General features: G+C 62.4%; 19 protein-coding genes. 6 read left to right on the forward strand and 13 right to left on the reverse strand.

What is annotated here, in order from left to right:
* The first annotated feature begins 44 nt into the window (after positions 1-44).
* Positions 45-398 (forward strand): cupin domain-containing protein, encoded by a 354-nt coding sequence (locus tag OSB52_RS03705; RefSeq protein WP_266060234.1) that lies wholly within the window; start codon positions 45-47, stop codon positions 396-398.
* Between the two features lie 191 nt (positions 399-589).
* Positions 590-1,648 (forward strand): phosphotriesterase family protein, encoded by a 1,059-nt coding sequence (locus tag OSB52_RS03710; protein ID WP_266060235.1) that lies wholly within the window; start codon positions 590-592, stop codon positions 1,646-1,648.
* Between the two features lie 178 nt (positions 1,649-1,826).
* Here OSB52_RS03710 and OSB52_RS03715 read toward each other — a convergent pair whose 3' ends face one another.
* From OSB52_RS03715 to OSB52_RS03765, 11 genes are all read right to left on the reverse strand, one after another.
* Positions 1,827-3,362, reverse strand: a complete 1,536-nt coding sequence (locus tag OSB52_RS03715) for a long-chain-fatty-acid--CoA ligase (protein WP_266060236.1) — start codon at positions 3,360-3,362, stop codon at positions 1,827-1,829.
* Positions 3,363-3,379: 17 nt separating this feature from the next.
* A complete protein-coding gene (locus tag OSB52_RS03720) occupies positions 3,380-4,834 on the reverse strand; it encodes an MmgE/PrpD family protein (RefSeq protein ID WP_266060237.1) in 1,455 nt (484 codons plus the stop codon).
* Positions 4,831-5,640, reverse strand: coding sequence for an ABC transporter permease (locus OSB52_RS03725; protein ID WP_266060238.1), 810 nt, complete (start codon positions 5,638-5,640; stop codon positions 4,831-4,833). The genes OSB52_RS03720 and OSB52_RS03725 overlap by 4 nt, the downstream gene beginning before the upstream one ends.
* Entirely contained in the window at positions 5,625-6,344 is a 720-nt protein-coding gene (locus OSB52_RS03730) for an ABC transporter permease (protein ID WP_266060239.1), read from the reverse strand. The genes OSB52_RS03725 and OSB52_RS03730 overlap by 16 nt, the downstream gene beginning before the upstream one ends.
* 86 nt (positions 6,345-6,430) lie before the next feature.
* Positions 6,431-7,249 carry an ABC transporter ATP-binding protein gene (locus OSB52_RS03735; RefSeq protein WP_266060240.1) on the reverse strand — a complete coding sequence of 273 codons (819 nt, stop codon included), beginning with the start codon at positions 7,247-7,249 and terminating at the stop codon, positions 6,431-6,433.
* Positions 7,250-7,256: 7 nt separating this feature from the next.
* Entirely contained in the window at positions 7,257-8,231 is a 975-nt protein-coding gene (locus OSB52_RS03740; protein WP_266060241.1) for an ABC transporter substrate-binding protein, read from the reverse strand.
* A gap of 102 nt (positions 8,232-8,333) precedes the next feature.
* Positions 8,334-9,488, reverse strand: a complete 1,155-nt coding sequence (locus tag OSB52_RS03745; RefSeq protein ID WP_266060242.1) for a 2-methylaconitate cis-trans isomerase PrpF family protein — start codon at positions 9,486-9,488, stop codon at positions 8,334-8,336.
* Positions 9,485-10,387 carry an isocitrate lyase/PEP mutase family protein gene (locus tag OSB52_RS03750; RefSeq protein ID WP_266060243.1) on the reverse strand — a complete coding sequence of 301 codons (903 nt, stop codon included), beginning with the start codon at positions 10,385-10,387 and terminating at the stop codon, positions 9,485-9,487. Before OSB52_RS03750 ends, OSB52_RS03745 begins: the two co-directional genes overlap by 4 nt.
* Positions 10,384-10,992, reverse strand: a complete 609-nt coding sequence (gene leuD / locus OSB52_RS03755) for a 3-isopropylmalate dehydratase small subunit (protein WP_160904046.1) — start codon at positions 10,990-10,992, stop codon at positions 10,384-10,386. The genes OSB52_RS03750 and leuD overlap by 4 nt, the downstream gene beginning before the upstream one ends.
* A complete protein-coding gene (leuC, locus tag OSB52_RS03760; RefSeq protein WP_443673198.1) occupies positions 10,989-12,386 on the reverse strand; it encodes a 3-isopropylmalate dehydratase large subunit in 1,398 nt (465 codons plus the stop codon). The genes leuD and leuC overlap by 4 nt, the downstream gene beginning before the upstream one ends.
* A gap of 28 nt (positions 12,387-12,414) precedes the next feature.
* Positions 12,415-13,218, reverse strand: a complete 804-nt coding sequence (locus OSB52_RS03765; RefSeq protein ID WP_266060246.1) for an IclR family transcriptional regulator — start codon at positions 13,216-13,218, stop codon at positions 12,415-12,417.
* A 256-nt stretch (positions 13,219-13,474) separates the two neighbouring features.
* Here OSB52_RS03765 and OSB52_RS03770 point away from each other — a divergent pair, with 256 nt between their 5' ends.
* The gene (locus OSB52_RS03770; RefSeq protein ID WP_266060247.1) at positions 13,475-14,845 is read left to right on the forward strand and encodes an MmgE/PrpD family protein; all 1,371 of its coding nucleotides are present in this window, start codon (positions 13,475-13,477) and stop codon (positions 14,843-14,845) included.
* Between the two features lie 57 nt (positions 14,846-14,902).
* On the forward strand, positions 14,903-16,216 hold the full coding sequence (locus tag OSB52_RS03775) for an SLC13 family permease (RefSeq protein WP_266060248.1): 1,314 nt from the start codon (positions 14,903-14,905) through the stop codon (positions 16,214-16,216).
* 62 nt (positions 16,217-16,278) lie between these two features.
* On the opposite strand, the gene OSB52_RS03780 is transcribed toward OSB52_RS03775, so the two are convergent.
* Positions 16,279-17,631, reverse strand: coding sequence for a dihydroorotase (locus OSB52_RS03780; protein WP_266060249.1), 1,353 nt, complete (start codon positions 17,629-17,631; stop codon positions 16,279-16,281).
* Positions 17,632-17,831: 200 nt separating this feature from the next.
* Between OSB52_RS03780 and OSB52_RS03785 the strand changes: the two genes are divergently transcribed.
* Positions 17,832-18,860: an asparaginase gene (locus OSB52_RS03785; RefSeq protein WP_266060250.1), complete on the forward strand. Its 1,029-nt coding sequence runs from the start codon at positions 17,832-17,834 to the stop codon at positions 18,858-18,860.
* Between the two features lie 22 nt (positions 18,861-18,882).
* Positions 18,883-19,554: a GntR family transcriptional regulator gene (locus tag OSB52_RS03790; protein ID WP_266060251.1), complete on the forward strand. Its 672-nt coding sequence runs from the start codon at positions 18,883-18,885 to the stop codon at positions 19,552-19,554.
* A gap of 55 nt (positions 19,555-19,609) precedes the next feature.
* Here OSB52_RS03790 and OSB52_RS03795 read toward each other — a convergent pair whose 3' ends face one another.
* Positions 19,610-20,758, reverse strand: coding sequence for a PucR family transcriptional regulator (locus OSB52_RS03795; protein ID WP_266060253.1), 1,149 nt, complete (start codon positions 20,756-20,758; stop codon positions 19,610-19,612).
* Positions 20,759-20,814: the final 56 nt, after the last annotated feature.

Consider the following 20,814-nt stretch of genomic DNA (forward strand, 5'->3'; position numbering starts at 1 on the left):
CTCGCAAAACCGACCGATTTGATCACTGAAAGGTTCTATCAGCCATGACATCTGTAACCACGTCGACTGTTCTGATCAACGACGCCGAGAAGATCGAGTTGGAGGACTGGGGGCCGCTGCCGGAGGCGACCGGAGAGCCGATGAGCACGGCCGGGAAGGTTCTGTGGAAGGGTGAGGGCCCGCTCGAAGCCGGCCTCTGGAAATGTGCGCCCGGTCCATCGCGGTGGTTGTTCGAGACCAACGAATCGATCACGGTGCTGACGGGCCGGATGACCGTCACCGAGGACAGCGGCGGTTCGTACGTCATCGCGGCAGGGGACAGCGCTGTATTTCCCAAAGGCTGGTCGGGAACGTGGGATATCGAGGAAACCATTTTCAAGGTCTACACCGCGTTCTGACCCAGACACGGGGTTCATTGTTCAGAATTCATGGACAACTGAATCAGGAGAACTGTCTTCGACCACGGACGCACCCCCCGGTCGCGGCCGTGGTCGAAGGTTCTGCCTGACGATATGCGCAGTCGGGGCGCCCGCCAGGCACCAAACCCACGGGCCGTGCCAGCTCGTGGTGAAAAACTGCAGGAGAAATCATGACACACAAACTGCGCACCGTTCTCGGTGACATCGACCCTACCGAGATGGGTCAAACACTGCCTCACGAGCACATTCAGGGCGTCTGCGATGTGTACTGGTACCCGGGTGATGACCCGCTGGCTGACCCGGACCCAGCCGCCGCCCCGCGCGTCGACAATCTGTGGCACTGGAAGGAGAACCCGGTCGCCAACAAGGGCAACATGCACATGACAGACGAACAAGTGTCCATCGACGAGATGCGAATTCTGCCCGACCTCGGCGTGCGAACCGTGGTGAACCTGACGCCGATCGGTATGTATCGAAATGCTGAGGGACTGCGTCGAATCTCGCAGGCGGCCAACGTCAACATTGTTGCCGGCTCCACCTACTACACTGCCGAGTCACACCCTTCAGAGCTCAAGGACATGTCCGAGGAGCAGATCTCGCAACGGATCGTCGATGACATCACGACCGGAATGGACGGCACCGACATACGAGCAGGAATCGTCGGTGAGGTGGGACTGTCGTGGCCCCTCGACCCTGTCGAGGAGAAGGTTCTTGCCGCCAGCGTGGACGCCCACCGCAAAACGGGAGCGGCGCTGGCGATCCACAACCCGTACTACGCGCACGGGATCGGCGGGCTCGAACCTCTTCGGGTGATCGCCGAGCGAATCTCGGAGCTCGGGGCCGATATGAGCCGGGTGATCATGGGCCATACCGACGGTTTCGCACGTGACCCCGGATTCATCGAACTCGTTCGCGACCACGGCTTCGTCGCAGAGCTGGATATGTTCGGGTACCAATCGGGATACGAACCCGAAGCAGATTTCATGTATCCCGCAGACGGTGACCGGGTCGAGGTCATCTTGGCGATGGCGCAGGCAGGTCTGGCCGATCGTCTCGTGTTGTCCCATGACGTCATCTTCAAGACCACCTTGATGCGCTGGGGAGGTCACGGCTTCGGCTACATTCACCGCGTGATCGTTCCGTGGCTGAAGCGAAAAGGATTGGACGACAAAGTACTCGAGCAGATTCTCGAGACGAACTGTCAGAACATCCTGCCGATGGCGGTGTGATCGACTCGGGCGCTCGGGCTCGGCACGGCCGAGTGCCGCCACGCTCTCTTCGCGGAGCACACTGCGTTGGCGAGTGGGTACCGCCGGCTGCCACCTCGGATCTCGGGTCGCCGACCGAGTCCGGGGTGGCAGTACAGGGCGACTATGCGATTGTGATCACTCCCGTGCCACCATTCGTTCACAACTCTCGCTTGAGGATCTTGCCCGTGCTGGTCATGGGAAGGCTGTCGACGAACCTGATGACACGGGGGTACTTGTAGGCGGCGAGTCGCTCTTTCGCCCAGTCGACGAGCTCGGTCTCGGTGAGCTCACCGTGCTGGAGGTCTCGAACGACGACCGCGTGAATCTCCTCGCCGTGCGAATCGTGTGGCACTCCGACGACCGCAACGAGTGACACAGCTGGGTGGGTCATCAGCAGTTCTTCGATCTCGCGCGGGTACACGTTGTATCCGCCGCGGATGATCATGTCCTTGCTCCGGTCGACGATGTAATACCACCCGTCGGCATCGCGACGCGCTAGGTCCCCTGTTCGAAACCAGTTGTCGTGTATCGCTTCACGCGTGGCATCCGGCCGCTGGTAGTAGCCCTTCATGACATTCGGACCGCGGACGGCGATCTCGCCGATGGCGGTGTAGCCATCGTCGTTGATGGCGTCGGCAACCTCAGACCAATCATCGTTGATGAGCTTCATTTCCACGCCGGGGATCGGAACGCCGATCGATCCGATGCGCGGTGGTTCGCCGAGCACGGAGAATGATGTGACCGGTGATGTCTCCGATAGCCCGTAACCCTCGAGAATGGTGACGCCGAAACGGTCGAAAAAGTCTTTGTGGACTTCGCCGGGCAATGCTGAGCCGCCGGCCACCGCGATCCGGAGGTTGTCGGCGACCTCAGACACTTCGATGCCATCGTCAGCCGCGCGCAAGAGTGCCCAGTACATTGTCGGCACTCCCGCGAAGAACGTGATGCCATGTGTCCGCATCAACTGCAATGCGGTCGAGGCATCGAAGCGGGGCAGCATGACAATCTTGCTGCCGAGAGCGATTGCGCTGTTCTGGATGACTGTCTGGCCGAAGGAGTGGAACAACGGTAGCACGCACAGGTAGGTGTCGGGCGTTACCTCGTCGCATCCGAACAGCTCAGCGCTGACGATTGCGTTGCTGCGCATGTTGCTGTGCCGCAACTGAGCGCCCTTCGGCCGACCGGTGGTCCCTGACGTATAGAGCAGAACTGCGGTTGCGTCGTCTTCGACCGCGACTGTGTCGAAACCCGCTGGTTCAGACGCCCACGGCGCATGGCTGAGGTCCGCGGGTACGACGATCAGTGACCGGCAGGATTCGGATTCTTCCGATGCGCTCGCTGCGGCCTGCCCCATGGAGAGCTCCGGAGAGCCCTCGAAGGCCACATACGCGATTGAATCCGAGTCATCGAGGTGGTAGGCGATCTCGCGACTCTTGAGTAGCACGTTCAACGGGACGACCGTAGCTCCGGTCTTGAGAATCCCGAAATAGACGATCGTGAACTGGGGAAGGTTCGGAAACGACATCGCGACCTTGTCGCCGGGTTTGACGTCGTGCGCCACCAACAGGTTCGCAACCTGGTTCGCCGCCCGGTCGAGCTGTTCGTAGGTCAATCGTGTGTCTCCACACGCCACGGCCACACGGTCGCTGTGGCGTGCGGCCGTACCAGTCAACAGATCCGCGAGATTGGTCATCGATGAGATCTTTCTGATCAGAGGGATACAGGCAACGCAGCAACGTCGGCTGCGACGAGTCTGACGATCTCGGATGCGTCGGTCACCGATTCGAGATCGAGTACATGGCTTTCGATCTCGTGCCAACGTGCGGTGATCCCGATGGAATCGGCGAGTCGTCGGGCCTTGGTCACAATGTCGGAATTCGAGAGGGGTCGCGTCGCGCCACCGAGCGGTCCGTCGACCTCGAAGGTGACTGGCGCAGCACCGCGGAGTTGGAGGCGCATACGAGCGCGGAATCGGCTCTGCGGACCATCGAAGTCCGCACGGTGATGTACACGTATGCGGTTCAGCAGCCGCCAGACGTCGTCGGAGTCGATACGCGCGCTGGCGAACTGTTCGGCCAAGACCTGCTCGTCGAGGAGGGCAACCGCGACGGTGTAGCCGATGTTCATCTGGGCGCCGATGGTCTCGAGTGGTCTGGTGGGCTCCCACCACCCGTGATGGTAAGCGGCATGGGAAACTTCGATGTCCACGGACTCGATGTCGTCAACTGCGATTCCTCGAGAGCGCGCTTCGAGCGCACAGTCGATCGGGGCGTGCGTTGCCGCCATGGACGCGTAGGCCTTGACGGCAGTATCCATCAGTGTCCATTCACGACCGAGATCGGAAGCGATGAGGTCGGCGTCTGGATTATGTCCCTCGCCGAATGTGGCGAGGAATCCGCCGTAGGGCCGCTCATAGACACGTTTGATTCCGGTGTATCCCGCCTGCGCGAGTCCGGCCGCGTACCAACCGTTGCGGGACGCGAAGCCGTGGTGCATCCGCTTGGACATCGCCTCATACTGAGCTGCCATGAGGCCCGCCGACTGGGTGGCAGCAAGCCCAAGGGCGTCTTCGACTTGTGCTGCGTCAAGCCCGCGGAGCCAGGCAGAGGTAGCGGCACTCGCATGTGTTCCGAACACTGCTCCGGAATGCCATCCACGAGAGAGCATTTCAGCTCCATGTAGTGCGAGTCCGACGCGTGGCCCGACCTCATAACCGGCAACCAGCGCAGTAAGCAACTCGTCACCGGAGACAGCGCGGTCGAGCATGGTGATCGTGCTGATGGCACTGGGGAGTACCAGTGAGTTGCTGTGCAGCGGGGCATGCACATGATAGTCGTCGAGCTCGAAACCCTGGATGAAAGTGCCGTTCAGCAGACAGGCGGCGGGCGCTGAGGTGGTGCGCGCCCAACCCAGGAGGGGGACGTCTCCCTGCCCCTCCATGGCGAGGACAGCCTCGACAGCGCGCACCGACCAGGGCAGGCGTGCGCCGACCAAAGCACATGCCAGCCCATCCAGCATCACATGAGCGGCTCGTAGACGGACCTCCGCCGGGATGTCGTCGTAGCTCAGTGATGCGACAAAGGTTGCGAGGCGTCCGGTGACGCCGTTGGGGTCTGTCGGCAACGCGGCGGGGTCGGCGATGCCGGTGGTCGGAGTCGTTGTCATGGAGCCACCTCGTAACGATTGCGTATCCGAATCTCCAGGTACTGGAGAGCGAAGGTCGGTATCAGCGCGAGTAATCCGATCAAGATCACCTGACCGAGGATGTCTTCCACCCGCGCCAGGGACAGATTGCGCAGCAGTTCGTAGCCGAGCCCAGTGGAGCTGGAGAACATCTCGGCCAAGATGAGTCCGATGAGAGTGAGTCCGAAGCACAAGCGCATGCCCGAGGCGAATGAAGGAAGGACGCTCGGCACGACGATGCGCCGCATCAGGGAGATCCGTGACATACCCAGGCTGGCAGCGGGCTTGAGATGGAGACGACTGACGTTGGACGTTGCCTCGACCATGATCAAGAACATCGGCAAGACCCCGGAGACAAATGCAAAGGACCCTCGACTGAAGTCGCCGATACCGAGAAACAGCAGAAATATCGGATACAGAACGATCTTCGGAATGCTGTTGAGTGCGTACACAACAGGCAGTGTCGCGGTGGACCAGAAAGCGCTCAACCCGAGGAGCATCCCGGCGATCGATCCGACCGCTACGGCGGCCAGGTAGGAGAAGAGTAGAACTCTGGTGGTGTCGACAATGCTGTCCTGCAGACGGCTGCTGCCGATGTCTGAGAGCAAACTCTGCAACGCCTCGATCGGACCGGGGTAGACGGCGCTGTCGGCGAGTGAAGCTGTGACGGCCCAAGCGAGGAGAACCACGCCGGCGAGCAGGATGGGTGGTACCCATGGTGGCGCTGCACGCAGCATCCTGGAACAAACGGGTGTCGACTTGACGGTTGAAGTCATCGCCTTCTCCAATCGAACGACTTCAGTGCGGCGCTGAGCGCGAGGTTGGCCACGAGGGCAAAGGCGCTGACGAAGAGGATGCCCGCGTACATGTCCACGGTGTCGAAATTGTTGTACGCCTCGTTGACCACATGGCCGAGGCCCGAAGTAGCCAAGATGAACTCGGTGGCCAATACCGCGATGATCGTATAGGAAAGCCCTAGTTTGAGGCCGGCGAGGATATCGGGGAGTGCGGATGGGAGCAGGATCTTCCGAAACTGTTGGCTGGTCGTCATCTCGAGAGACTTCGCCAGCTTCCGCGCGATCGTCGGGGTGGCCTCAAACCCGACCAGCGAGTTCGAGATCACGATCACGACGCTGAACAACGTGGCCAGGAGAATGATCGGCAGTATGCCGGTACCGAACATCACGACCATCACCGGGTAGAGGGCGAAGATCGGCAACGCATAGAAGACGTTGATGTACGGCTTGACCGCGCGGTGGACCCACCACGACCGAGACATCAGATAGGCGACGATGATACCGGTTGCCGCGGACGCCACGAAACTGACGCAGATGAGCATCAGGCTGCGGATCAGTGCGTCGACGACGAACTCTCGGTTGCCGAGCAACTCTGTGGCCCGCGAAGCCATCTCGCTCACCGGGATGAGGTCAAGACGTGAGATGGCACCCGAGCGCGCGTAGATCTCCAGACCCAGGATCGCGACAACGACCATCACGGCCGTCCATGCCGGTGCCGGTAGGCCGGACACCCGGCGCGGTGTCGGGCGGACATACGATGGTACGACCGATGACCGTGCACTCACCGTTGTTGTCCCATCGCAGCTTCGGCCTCTGCTCGAATCTGGCTCCAGATCCGATCTTGGGCGGCCGTGGCAGAGGCTTCCGACAGGGCAGCATGGGCCCGCGGTCGCGGCAGCGTGATCGGCACTTCGTCGATGAACGTTCCTGGGCGCCTTCCCATCACCAGCACTCGGTCGGAGAGGAGCACCGCTTCTTGGATGCTGTGCGTGATGAACAGAACGCCGCAACCGATGGTCGAGACCACGCGCAGCAGCTCCTCTGCCATGAGCATCCGTGTCTGTTCGTCGAGTGCACCGAAGGGCTCGTCGGCGAGGACCAGGTCGGGTTCCATGGACATCGCGCGTGCCATGGCCACGCGCTGTCGCATACCCCCGGACAGCTGTGCAGGGTAGTGGTCTTCGAACCCGCTCAGCCCGACGGCTCCGACGAGTTCGCGAGCTCGATCGCGGCGTGCTCGCTTGCCGACGCCTCTGACCTCCAGTGCGAATGCGACATTGTCGAGCACCGTGCGCCAGGGCAGCGTCGCCGACTCTTGGAAGACGATCGCGGTGTGACGGCGAGGACCGTTGAGCCGTGATCCGCCGACCTCTACCGTTCCTCGGAACGGGTCCTGGAGTGCGCCGACGATCTCGAGCAGGGTCGACTTGCCGCAACCACTCGGCCCGACGATGGATACGAACTCACCGCGCTCGATCGTGAGGTCGACGGGACCGAGGGCGTGCACCGAACCGAAGTGTTGTTCGACACCGCTGACCTGCACGATCGGTGTTGGTGGGTCGATCACTGAGCCGGGCGCTGCTTGGGATTTGGTGTTCATGGTGTGCTCACTTGCATTCGTCGGGGAGGGTGTCGGAGACGTCGTCGGGTAGGAAGTCGTCGTGGAACAGATTGCAGAATTCGAGGTCGTCGGTATCCATGGCGACGCGTTGCGCCTCAACCGCTTGTTCGATCGCGTCCGCGTTGAAACCCGCTCCCCAGTTGTCGTACTGAACTGCCTTGCCCACAATCGTTTTGGCCGCTTCGAGATCGATACCGATGTAGTCGGCATAGAGCTGGGCGGCGTCATCAGGATGCGCTCGGATGTGGTCGACCGATTCGGCGTAGCCGGCGACCACCGCCCGCACGGTGTCCGGGTTGTCGCCGGCGAACTCGGGAGTGGTGGTGATGACGCTCTGCTGGAACTTTTCGAGATAGTCGGCACTCGACACTGCCACGCGGAATTTGTCGGTTTTGGCAACGACTGATGGCGGCACCACGGCGACGTCGACGTCGCCGGCTTCGAGGAGGGCGACTCCTTCTCCGACCCCACCCGACGACACCCGTTCGATCGGCTGTGTTGCGCCGGCCACCTGCGGAAGAATGAACGTCAGCGCCTGGGTGACCGACTGCGGGTTGGTGTAGGCCCACCGCGAGATGTCATTGATGCCTTCGATGTCGGCGTTGCTGGACAGCGAGTAGAAGTCCAGCCCGTAGACACTCTGCGTGGCGCCGCCCACGACGGTCAGATCGGCTCCAGATCCCTGGGTTTCGAGCACGGAGGTGAATCCGACGTCGGCGATCGGCAGGTCGCCGCTGAGCATGTTGCGGACAGTCGTGCCGCCGCCCTTGCTCGGGACGATGTCGCCGATCGTCACGCCTCGATCTTCGAAGAACCCCTGGTCCTTACCGACAAGCCACGGGATCGAGTACGGCTCGGTGGCGTTGCTGACGGCGATGTCGAACGACGTGGCATCGCCGCCATCCCCGTCGGCCGAACAGGCACTCAGTGCGAGGCTTGCGACCAGCGCGCCCGCTGCCATTGTTGTCCCTACTCTGATCATGATTGTGCTCCGATGTCGTGCTGGTTGTGGGTACGAAAAAAGACGTTGTCCTCGCATGTGGGAGGTGGGGAAGTGGCGTCTTCAGAGGTAGATCTGACAGTCGGCGATGCGCCGTGCTGTCCTGCCCATGCCGAGCAGGTGAAACCGTGGTGTGGTGTGCTCGCCGGGTTCACAGGCGACCGATACGCTCATGACGCCGGAGGGATGCCCCGCATGGAGTCGCTCTGAGTCGATATTGGCCATCGCGTCGGCGACAACAGTCCCCGGGGTTCGGGAAGCCGCTGCGAGGTTGACCGACGCGGTGCCGGCCAGGCTTTCGTGCACTTTGCCCATGAAGAGCAATCGAACCGATAGGTCCATCCGATCTGCGGCGACCGGGGTGCCGTCGATCGTGGTGTACCCGGATGGCGGCGCAACCATCCCGACCACGGGTAGACCCGGTGTGATCTTGTCCGCGTCCTGCCAGTTCGGGGATATCCGGAGCTTCTCGGCAACCCGTGCCCGGATCTCCTGCAGTGTGCGCAGTAGTGGTCCGGACTCGTCGATCTCGGCCTTGGATTCGTTGCCACGAGCTTGGATCGATGAGGCGGACACCCAGACCGCCGGATTCGCGACGTCGCAGATCGTGACCGGAACGCTACTGCCATCGGAAAGCGTCAGGAGATCCACGACATTGTCTGTTGGTAGTAGTTTCCCGGTACGAGAACCAATGGTTGCCGACCAGTCCATGACGATCTCGGCGCCGGTGCCCGGAACGCCTGGGATGGCGAAGGTGCCCGCCGGGTTGTGTCGACCGCCCGTGACCGGGACGTAAGCGGTCATCACCTTGCCCGTGTTGGTGTTGAAGATGCGCACTCGGGTGATGCCGTCGGTCGCCGATACCAGGCCCTCGTCGACCGCGAAGGGTCCTACGCCGGCAGATATGTTTCCGCAGTTGCCGTTCCACTGCACAAGCGACTGATCGACAGCCACCTGAGCGAAGGTGTAGTCGACATCCGCGTCGGACCGGGTGGAGGGGCCGACGATCGCAACCTTCGAGGTGATGGCACGTGACCCGCCGAGGCCGTCGATCTGCAGAGGATCCGGTGAGCCCATCACGCGCAACAGGATCTCGTCGCGCTCCGAGCGGTCGGCAGGCAGGTCGCCGACGTGGAAGTACACACCCTTGCTGGTGCCGCCGCGCATGAGCACCGCTGGGATGGTCTGTGGACCGGATCGATCTGGACCGGGGTTCATCCCGCCGTCCTGCCCTCGGGGACCAGGCCGTTCTGCCTTGGCCACTCCAGCCAGCTGCTCAGACCCACGATCTCGAACAGATCGGCCGGACCTTCGCCGTCAACGGGCGGCAATCCGTTGGCTATCAGTTGATGTAGTGCGGACCGGACGGCACCGGCCGCCGCCGCGATCGTCACCGCCGGGTAGATCCCCACGCTGAAGCCGAGATCGCGGTACTCGTCGGCGGACAGCACCGGTGTGCGTGAATTGGCGATCACGTTGACCACCAGAGGGGTAGTCACCGACGATCCGATGGCCTCGAGGTCGTCGATGCTTTCTGGTGCTTCGATGAAGATCATGTCGGCGCCGGCGTCTTCGAATGCATGAGCGCGGGTGATGGCCGCCTCCCGGCCCTCGACCGCCAATGCGTCGGTTCGTGCAATCACCATCAGATCCGTGCCGGCGGCGGCGATCACGGCAGCGCGTACCCGCGAGACCGAATCGGCCAGCGATGAGATCGACTTCCCCGACAAGTGACCGCATCGCTTGGGCAACTGCTGATCTTCGATGTGTACCGCGGCGGCTCCCGCTCGCCACATCCGTTCGATGGTGTGGCGGACGTTGAGTTCATTTCCGTAGCCGGTATCGATGTCGACGATCAGGGGCAGCGAGGACATTGCGCGGAGCCGACTGACATGTGCGGCCATCTCCGACGCCGTCATCAGTCCGAGGTCGGGTACACCCGTCACCGCGACAGAAGCAGCACCACCGGACACATAGGCGGCGGGGAAACCCGTTGATTCCACAAGTGCGGCGGTGAGGCCGTCGTAGATACCGGGGGCGGCGATGAACTCACCGGTCTCCACGAGGGCGCGCAGACGAGCACCCGGAGACGCGATGGGAACGGTCGGCTCGATCATGCGACGGTGGCCTTTCTGGGTAGATATCGACTGTTGGCGTGCTCATAGGTCGTGATCTCCGAGTCGCGCTGCAGGGTGATGTCTATGTCGTCAAGACCCTCGATCAGACGCCGGCTGGTGAAGTCGTCGATATCGATGAGCGTTTGATGTCGGACGTGGCCGTCGCGCCACTCGAGGGTCTTCGTGGGGAGATCGATGCTGACTGTCGTGTCCGGCCGGTCGAGCACAGCACTCATCAGATCGTGCAGGGGCGCGTCGTCGATACGCGCGGCCACGACACCGTTGTTACCGCAATTGGTGTAGAAGATGTCGCCGAATCGCGAAGACACGATTACCTGAAAACCCCACTCCTGCAGAGCCCAAACGGCCGCCTCCCGTGAGGACCCGGTGCCGAAGTCGCGTCCGGCCACCAGGACGGTTGCCTCGCGACGACGGTCGTCGTTCAGGGCGAAGTTGGGGTCGGAGCGCCAACCCTCGAACAGATGGTCGGCGAATCCGCTGCGTGTCACTCGTAGGCAATGCTTGGCCGGGATGATGATGTCGGTGTCGATGGACGTCCGGTTGACCGCGATCGCAGTCCCGCGGTGGAAGGGAATCGGCTTCATGCGAGTACCGCCAATCTGTCGGGAGAGGTGAGTTGCCCGGTGACGGCGGTCGCCGCGGCAACAGCAGGCGATACCAGGTGGGTGCGAGATCCCTTTCCCTGTCGCCCTTCGAAATTGCGGTTGGATGTGGACGCGGCTCGCTGACCACGCGCAAGGACGTCGTCGTTCATGCCGACACACAACGAGCAGCCCGGATTGCGCCATTCCGCACCGGCGTCGGTGAAGACGCGGTTGAGTCCCTCCGCTTCGGCATCGGCTTTGACCGCCATCGATCCGGGAACCACCACCATTCGGACCCCGCTCGCGACGGCTCGTCCGCGCAGGATGTCCGCCGCGGCCCGAAGATCCTCGATACGACCGTTTGTGCACGAGCCGAGGAAGACTGTGTCGACGCGGATCGCAGACAGAGGTGTGCCGGGCACGAGATCCATGTATTGCAGGGCATTGTCGGCGGCGAGTCGTTCTTCGGAATTCGCTATCGAATCAGGCTCTGGCACGGTCGCGGATAGTGGTGCCGCCTGACTGGGATTCGTGCCCCAGGTGACGTACGGTGACACTTCACCTGCGTCGATGTCGATCTGGGCGTCGTAGTCGCTGTCGTCGTCGCTGCTGAAGCTCAGCCATCGTTCGGTTGCGGCAGCCCACTGGTTCTCGCTGGGTGCGTACGAACGACCGCGCAGGTAGTCGAATGTGGTCTCGTCCGGACCGACCAGACCGGCGCGGGCTCCGAGCTCAATACTCATGTTGCACAATGTCATACGCTGCTCCATGGAAAGCGAACGGATGGCGTCGCCACGGTACTCGACGATGTGCCCTTGTGCCCCGCCGGTGCCGATCTGGGAAATGATGTACAGCGCCAGGTCTTTGGCTGTCGCCCCGGTGGGCAGGGCACCGAGAACGTTGACCGCCATGGTCTTGGGCTTTTTCGCGGCGAGGGTTTGGGTGGCGAGCACATGTTCGACCTGACTGGTTCCGATGCCGAATGCAAGCGCACCGAACGCGCCGTGGGTGCTGGTATGGCTGTCTCCGCAGAGGACCGTCATCCCAGGCTGGGTGACGCCGAGTTCTGGTCCGATGACGTGAACGATCCCTTGGCCTTGGGAATTCATGGGGTGCAGGGTGATCCCGAATTCTTCGCAGTTTGCACGCAGTGTCCGCATGAGCAATGCGGCAGTGGTGTTGCGTGGGGGATAGGTCAGTGTTCCGGTGGGCACGATGTGGTCCTCGGTGGCCAGCGTCAGGTCTGGCCGGCGAACGCGTCGACCGGAGCGTCGCAGGCCATCGAACGCCTGCGGGCTAGACCCTTCGTGAAGAAGGTGAAAGTCCACGTAGAGGAGGTCGGGGGAGTCGGGCGCGCGATGAACGACGTGCGACTCCCAGAGCTTTTCGATGATATTGGGCACGGTGTCGGGTCCCTTCGGATCAAGCAGTCGGGCGGTTTCTCGCAGGCATGTCAGGTGTGTCGGCAGGTGATGCCTCGTCGCGCCAGCCGAGTCGCCGGGACAGCCGCTCCGCAGACAGTGCGATCTCCGGGCCGAGCCGCTCGGCGACTTCAGGGGAGAGGCGCAGCGAGGGCCCGCCGATTGCAAGGGTCGCGATGATCAGGCCGGAGGTGTCTCGGACGGGTGCGGCGAGCGAATTTAGCCCGACCTCCCGTTCACCCTGCGTATACGCCCAGCCTTGCGCGCGGATGCTGTCACACTCGCTGCGAAGGGCGCCCAGGTCGGATAGCGCCCCGCCCGCGTCGGGTCCTTCCTGCGCCACCGCAGCTCGGTAGATGTCGTCGCTGAACGCCATGAACACCTTGCCGGCTGCGCCGGCGTGCATCGGCATCACCTGCCCGACGCGAGCCTGGTACACCACGGAACGTTGTGACAGTTCGACGGCGATCGCGACTCGACTGTTGCCTCTGCGGACATAGGCCCCAGAGGTTTCTCCCGACAGGTCGCGCAATTCGACCAGCACCGGACCGAGGGCCTCGAGAAGGTCCGAACCGGCGGTGGCCGCTTCGGTCCAGCTCAGCGACCGAAGCCCGATCGAGTAGTGGTCCTCGGTTCTGCGGAGCAGGTCATGGTCGACCAGTGTCCGGACGAGGCGCGCTGTGGTGGTCGGCGGTAGGCCGGTGATTCGTCGGATCTCCGTGATGGTAAGGCGGGGCTGATCTGGGGTGAAGCTGTCGAGGATCCGCATGATTTTTCCCAATACCTGCACCGATTCAGTGGACAACGCAACCTCCATGAGCTCGATAACCATAATGTGGTTTGAGCAACCGTATCGTGGTGTGATGTGGGACGCAAGTAGACGGTGGATGATAGCTGGAGCCCAGATCTTCCGGTTGACGTGATCGGCGACACATGCCTATTCTTCACCGCTATGTGGGTTCAATCACCACATTATGGTGTTGACCGACCTGGTGGAGGATGGGTCTCCCTGTACATAGTCGACAGCCGCTTTGTATCCCAGCTGATGGATGGCAGAAACGATGACACAAGAATCGCCCGGTAATGGGGCGTCACCGATGGCGACCTGGATTGCCGGCCTCACCTTCGACGACTTGTCCCCGGAGGTATGTGCCCGGATACCCTTACACCTTCTGGACTTTATCGCTGTGGCCGCGGCGGGCAAGGTATATGCAGACTCCAGCAAATCGCTGCGAGCGGCCACATATCCGTCACATGGTCCGACCGTCAATCCCGGCGCGGAATACACTGTGGTCGGTGAAACCGGGGCGCTGCGAATGGATCTCGCGGCCTTCTTGAATGGCGCGTACGCCCACTCGCTGGACTTCGACGACACGACGATCTCGTCGTCGTTGCATCCGGGGGCTCCCGTCATCGCCGCTGCGCTGCCGATCGCGGAGGCTCTGCAGGTCAATGGCAGCCGCTTGGTCATCGCACTCGCCGCGGGATATGAGATCGCATGCCGCGTCGGTGAAGCGCTCGGCCAATCGCCCTACGATCGCGGCTTTCATCCCACGGGGCTGGCGGGCATCTTCGGTGCGGTAGCGGCCGGAGCCGTGCTGCGGAGACTGGATGAGGAGCAGACGGCCAGCGCGCTGGGCATCGCTGGCTCCATGGCGTCGGGATCGCTGCAGTGTCTCGAGGACGGCACGTGGAACAAGCGTATTCACCCCGGGTTGGCGGCGCGTGATGCGCTGTTCGCACTTGACCTCGCGCACGCCGATTTTCGTGGCACCACAGATCCGCTGACCGGGCGATATGGTGCGCTGCAGGCGTTCTCGACCGATCCGGACCCAAGTGTGCTGACTGCGGCGTTGGGGCGCGACTGGCGCTTCCTCGGGACCGGCGTCAAGCCGTACCCCGCGTGCCGACTCACCCACGGTGCGATCGACGCAGCGCTCGAGGTCCGACGCACACTATCGTCTGGGCAGCTGGCCGGCGCCGGCGTCACGCTCGAGATCAGTCCGATCGCTCTCGATATCGTCGGCGGGGCGGTGTCGACAAAGTTGCGTCCGACGACCACGGTGGATGGCCAGTTCAGTGCCTATTTTCAGGTCGCGACAGCATTGCAATACGGAAATCTCGGATGGGGGGTGTACGACCATCTGGGTGATGTGGCGGTCGAGACCCTGATCGACCAGATCGAGATCACCGCCAATCCCGATGTCGCGACCGCTGGTGCTGTTCTCGCGGTCGGTGACGAGGAGGTCAGGATCGACGCCCCGTCTGGTGAGCCGGACGGTGACCTGGATTTCGATGTGGTAGAGCGCAAGTTCCGGTCGATCACCACCGCGGTGTGGGCTCCGTCGCACCGTGATGACATCGTGTCGGCATTGCGAGACCTGCCGGCGGCGCCGGACGTCGCCGAAGTGATCCGACTATTGCGCGCGTGACCCTACGTCGGCGAAGTAGCTGCAGCCAATCAATTCTCTTGAAGCGAAAGCAACAACATGCAAACCCATATGCACATCATCGGCGTCCTGGTGCTTGCGGGCATCCTCGTCTTGGGAACTGTACGACCGATCAATCTTGGCGCGCTGTCGCTGGTCGCCGCGTTCATCGTCGGAACGGTCGGGTTCGGGTCCACCGTGCCCGAGATACTCGAGCCCTTTCCTGCGAACTTGTTTGTGATGCTCGTGGGCATCACGTACCTGTTCTCGGTCGCTCGCGCGAGTGGAACAGTCGATTGGATGGTCGAAGGTGCCGTGCGATTGACCGGTAATCGCGCGCACGTGATCCCTTGGGTTCTGTTCGTGTTGGGACTCATCATCTGCTCGATCGGGGCGTTCTCGCCGGCCGTGGCGGCGATGCTCGCGCCAATCGCCATGAGCTTCGCGGTCAAGTATCGGCTGGATCCGCTGCTGTCCAGCATCGTCATCGGATTGGGTTGCATCGCCGGATCATTCTCGCCTATTGCGCCGCTCGGACTGATCGTCAACAGCGTGGGCGAACGAAGCGGCATCGAGGTCAATCCGACCGTTCTCTACCTCGGTGTGCTCGCCATGACCACTCTCGTGGCTGTCGGAACCGCGGTGGTGCTGCGACTGGCTCACCGCTCGAACGCCTCCGACGACGGAGATCTCTCCGGCGAGGAGCGGTTTCCGGTGGTGGGCAACTCCCGGCCGAGTGGGCCCGGTGCGATGGCCGCACCGACCGAAGTTCACCGACCGGGTGTCGAGAACTACGTGACCTTGGCCGGATTCGTGGTGCTAGCCATAGGCGGCCTTGTCATCGGTTGGGACATAGGGTTTCTCGCTCTCACCATCGCCGTCGTGCTGACCCTGGTGTTCCCCGGGTCGAGTAAGAATGCGATGTCGGAGATCAGCTGGGGCGTGATCCTGCTCATATGTGGTGTGCTGACCTATGTCGGGCTCCTCGAGGAAAACGGAACCGTGGAGTGGGCAGGCGCCAAGGTCGCGACGGCCGGAGCGCCGATGATCACGGCATTGCTCATCCTGGTGGTGGCGGCCGTCGCGTCGGCGGCCGCCTCCACCACGGGGCTGCTCGGGATGATCGTCCCCCTCGCGGTGCCGTTCCTGGCCACGGGGCATGTCTCGGTGGTGGGATTCCTCATCGCGCTGGCGATCTCGTCCTCATTGGTGGATCTGTCGCCTTTCTCCACCGGCGGAGCAATCTACCTCGCCAACGCGCCGGAACGGTGGCGTCCGAGCCTGTACCGAGGCTTGCTGAAGTTCACTGGCGCGATGGTGATTGTCGGGCCGCTCGTGTCATGGCTGCTCTTGGTGGTGCCGAACTGGGTGTGACCACCTCGATGAATCATCCGCATCGGAAGTGGTTCATCACAGCGAAGACCAATCGCAGGATCTCACGCTTCGACTGCCCCCGCACCCGGCAGAAAACGACCGACTCGATCGTTCACCGGCTTGCCTTCCTCGGCGATCAGCTGACCGCGCAGGAACGTTTGTACGACTCTGCCCTGCACTTCGCGTCCGTCATAGGGTGTCCAGCCGGCCTTGGAAAGGACATCGTCATTCCGAAGAGTTCGCTTTGCGGTTGGGTCGACGAGCAGGATGTCTGCATCGGCGCCCACGGCAAGTCTGCCTTTTCGAGGCCAGAGGCCGTAGATCTGGGCTGGTTTCTCACAATAGACTCGCACAACATCCTCGTAAGCCAGCTGATCGCGTGCGGCTGCATCCAGGAGTAGCGACATTGTGCTGTCGAGGCCTGGCAGGCCGAAGTGCACATTCCAGATGTCTCCGTCTCTCTTCTGCTCGAGAGTCGACGGGGCATGATCGGTGGACATGTGCGTCAGCGTTCCCTCCCTGAGTAGCCTCCACATCTGAGCCTCATCGTCAGATGTTCTCGCGCGGGCCGGCGGGGTGAACTTGCGTAGTGGCCCCTGGTGGTGAACCTCGTCCTCGCGAAGCAGAAAGTACTGTGGACAACTCTCTGCGAAGAGCAGTGCGCCGCGCGCGCGCTCAGCGGCGATGTAGGCGGCAACCTCTGGATTGCTGACATGCGCAACCGATGCGCGTGCCGAGGTACGTCGAACCAGGATCGCGGCGACGGCGGCCGCGACGATTTCGGCATCGCGGTTACGCCAGTCGATGAGGATAGCGTTGTCATCGCGTCCATCTTCTCGTAGCAGCGATTCTGCTTCTGCAGTGAGGGATTCGTCTTCGCAATGGATCAAGCTCACTGCGCCGCTGAGTGCAGTCGCCTCGAGATGTGCCTTGAGCGCAGCGGGATTGTGGCCAGGGACACCGTGAGTGGTGCAGGTAAAGACCTTGAAAAACGCCGCTCCGGCAATCCACAAGTCGGCCACGTCGCTCGAACTTCCCGGCCAGGCATGCGCCGCCAGGCCGAAGTCCACTGACGAGCGACCGACCAAGTAGTGCCGCTTCTCGTTGAGGTCGGCCGTGGTGCGTACCGGACGGCCGTGGGAATGCTCGATGATGGTGGTGACCCCGGACACCGCAGCCGCGCTCGTCCCGGTAGGGAAGTCCTCGCGCTCGGGACTACCCGGATCCATCAGATGCACGTGCGTGTCGACCGCGCCGGGCATCACGAACAGCCCCGTTGCATCGATTACTTGGACATCTGGCGGTACAGCCTGGGTGATGGCAGACACCTGCCCGTCTCGGATGAGGACGTTGCCCCGTCGTTTGCCTTGCGGCGACACGAGTGTTCCGCCGGCGATGATGAGGTCGTTGTCCATGAGTATCTCCTGAATTGGTTTCCGAACGTACGGCAAGTCGCAGACAGGTGGCAATGACGATCACCAAGGACCGTCGGTACGCACTGCATGATGCATGGTATACATTGCAGCATCGGTTGTGCATGTTCTGACCGTTGTAAAAGTCATTCAGCAGTCGCCGTCGCCGACGGCTTCGTGAGACAAGGAAGGGGCGATGTGGAATGTCGGGTCCACGGATAGCTGCGGCATCGTTCGGGGGGACGATCACCATGACCTCGGCGGCCGCCGACGGAGTGGGCGTGAATCCTGCGTTGAGTGCCGAACAGCTCATGGGTGCGGTGCCCGGATTGGCAGATGTCGCCGAGCTACACACCGAAACGCTCGATACGGTTCCGGGTGCATCGCTGACCTTCGAGAGTGTCTTGCGTGGGTTGGCGTGGGCGCGCAGCCAGGTCGCACGCGGGGCCGACGGGGTCGTGCTGATTCAAGGAACGGACACGATCGAGGAGACCGCCTACCTTCTCGATATCTACTGGGATTCGGCTGCGCCGTTGGTCATCACCGGAGCGATGCGTTCCCCGGAACTCCCCGGCGCGGACGGACCTGCCAATCTCATGGCGGCAGTTCGGGTTGCGAGCGCAAACCGCTCACGTGACCGTGGCGTGCTGGTGGTGCTCAACGACGAGGTGCACGCGGCATGCAGGGTACGCAAGGCGCGGGCCAGCGGACTGGGAGCGTTCGCCACCGCCGATTTCGGGCCCATCGGTTATGTGGACGAACGCCAGGTCTATTTCGGCAATCGTGTGGACCGCCCTCTACCGCTCGAGCTTCCGGGACGTCATGCTCCATCACGCGTAGCCCTACTCGAAACGTACCTCGGCGACGACGGCGAAGTGCTCGACGCGATCGTGGAGTGCGGATTCGACGGAGTAGTGCTGGCCGGATTCGGTGTCGGACATGTCTCAGCGTCCTGCGCACGGGCGGTCCAACGCGCCACCTCGATAATTCCCGTGGTCGTGACCTCGCGGACCGGGGCCGGCCGGACCCACGACAACAGTTATGCATTCCCCGGCTCGGAATCAGACCTGGCGAACAAAGGTGCCATTCTGGGCGGCTGGCTCGACGCCCGCAAAGCGCGCATTCTGCTGTCGTGTCTGATCGCCGGCCAACACTCGGAGCCCAGCATCCGCTCGGAATTCGCGGTCCGCGGTCATCAAGTCTGGAGCGGTAGGCTGTCAGCGACCGTATGACGTTGCACCTCAGGGGGAAGGCATGACATCTGGCCTGAACGCTCGGAATGACCGTGCGCTCACGGCCCACGTCTGGGTGCGTGAGACCATCCGGGAGGCGATCCTCAACGGAACGCTCGCCGGCGGTACGCGGCTGATCCAATCCGAGCTGGCCACCAAGCTCAATGTCAGCAACACACCAATTCGTGAGGCGCTGCGTGATCTGGCCGGCGAAGGCCTGGTCGTGTTCGATCCGCACCGGGGCTCACGCGTGCGCACTCTCGACCTCGACGAGGTTCGCGAACTCTACGAGATGCGGATCGCTCTGGAACCGCTGATGGTGCGACGGGTGATGGGACGAATCACTACAGAGCAGTTGGACCGGGCAGACGAGATCTGCGCCGAGCTCGCGAAGACCACAGAGCTTGCAGAATGGTCGGAACTGAACAGGCAATTTCACTCTCTGTTCGCCTTCGACGACGACTCCAGCCGTCTCGCATCGGTCATCTCGAACCTCCGCGACAGCGCTTCGATGTACGTAGCCCTCTCACTCGGAATGAACAGCAGTCGTCAGGCGGAGTCGAATGAAGAGCATCGACAGTTGATCCGCTGCTACCGGGACAACGACATCGAAGGAGCAACAGAGGTCACGGTGCAGCATCTTCGCGTTACTCTGGCGGATATCGAGCGAGCGCAGGAACAAATCGGAGGTTGACGGCCGCGTCATCGCCCGCCGACTCCTCAATGTCTCTCCGGCACAACGCCTCTACTCAGGGGGCTGTCGTGGCGTCGGCGAGCGCGCAGGCCACAACCGAGTGAGTGAGACCGAGGAATGTGCGCGGGTCCCAACCGGTCAGCTCATGCCAGCGGCTGAGACGATAGACGACGGTGTTGGCATGGAGATGACTCATCCGCGCGCATTGGCGGATGGACATGTCCGATTCCGAGTAGGCGACAACTGTGTCGCGCAGTGACCGATGAGCTCTTGCGACCTCCGCGACCTGGAAGACCTCGTCCTCGAGAAGTTCTCGAAGGCTCACAACACAATTGATGATCCAGTCCGAGCTGAATCTGCTGACGGTGTTCCCGGGTGTTGTCGCGTCCAAGGCAAGCTGTGCCTGACGCAGCGAACGTGACGCACCAGCAATCCCGGCACGGTTGGAACCTATGCCGACTCGATAGCCGGCGGTCGTCAACAACTCCGCGATCTGCTCGACGTCCGCGTCGCCGGCTTGAGAGAGCAGAACCCGAGTCGTGCCGATGCCTCCGTACGCAACGAGCCGGCGTTCCACAAGGTCCGCCTCGAGGGACTCGATGCTTTGCGGCACTTCGTGTGTGGCGGCGGCGTAGGCAATTCCCGCGAATGGCTGTTCGACCTCGAAACCGAGATACTCGGCCAGCCGAGCTGCTTCGATCTCGAGTGAGCGTGAACTGAGCAAATCGATCAGCCTCTGCGACACCGCCATACGTGCGCGGTCACGTGTTCGCACCTCGGAGCCGTGCGCTAGCGCGAGCGTGGACGTCACCGACTGCAGTGACTCGAGCATGAGTGATGCCAACTCCGGCAGAAGTGGTTGCGCCTCGTCTGATTCTGAACTCAGGTTCTTCCACAACTCTTGGTCACCCACGTAGTAGGCCCGGATGACCGCATCCAAAGCGATTGTCTGATGTGCCCGTCGCCGGGCGAGTTGTCGAACTCCGTTCAGCTCATTCTCATGCCACACTCGCCTCTCTCGGAAAGCCATGAGTCTGTGCTTCAGCTGTTCCCGCACGGCGACACGATGCTCGGCGTAGGGGACGAGAGCGAAGTCGACCAGTTCGGAGCGAATCCGTGCAACGGTGTGGTCGGTGACCACGTCGAGTCGGTCGAGCACCACGTCGACGCGATCTACAACGGGTCCCCAGTCGACTTGGACCATGATCGCCTCCTTTGTGTGAATGCCACAAGAGTATCGGACGGCCACGCGCATCTTTG

The organism is Gordonia aquimaris, assembly GCF_026262595.1.
Lineage (GTDB): Bacteria > Actinomycetota > Actinomycetes > Mycobacteriales > Mycobacteriaceae > Gordonia > Gordonia tangerina.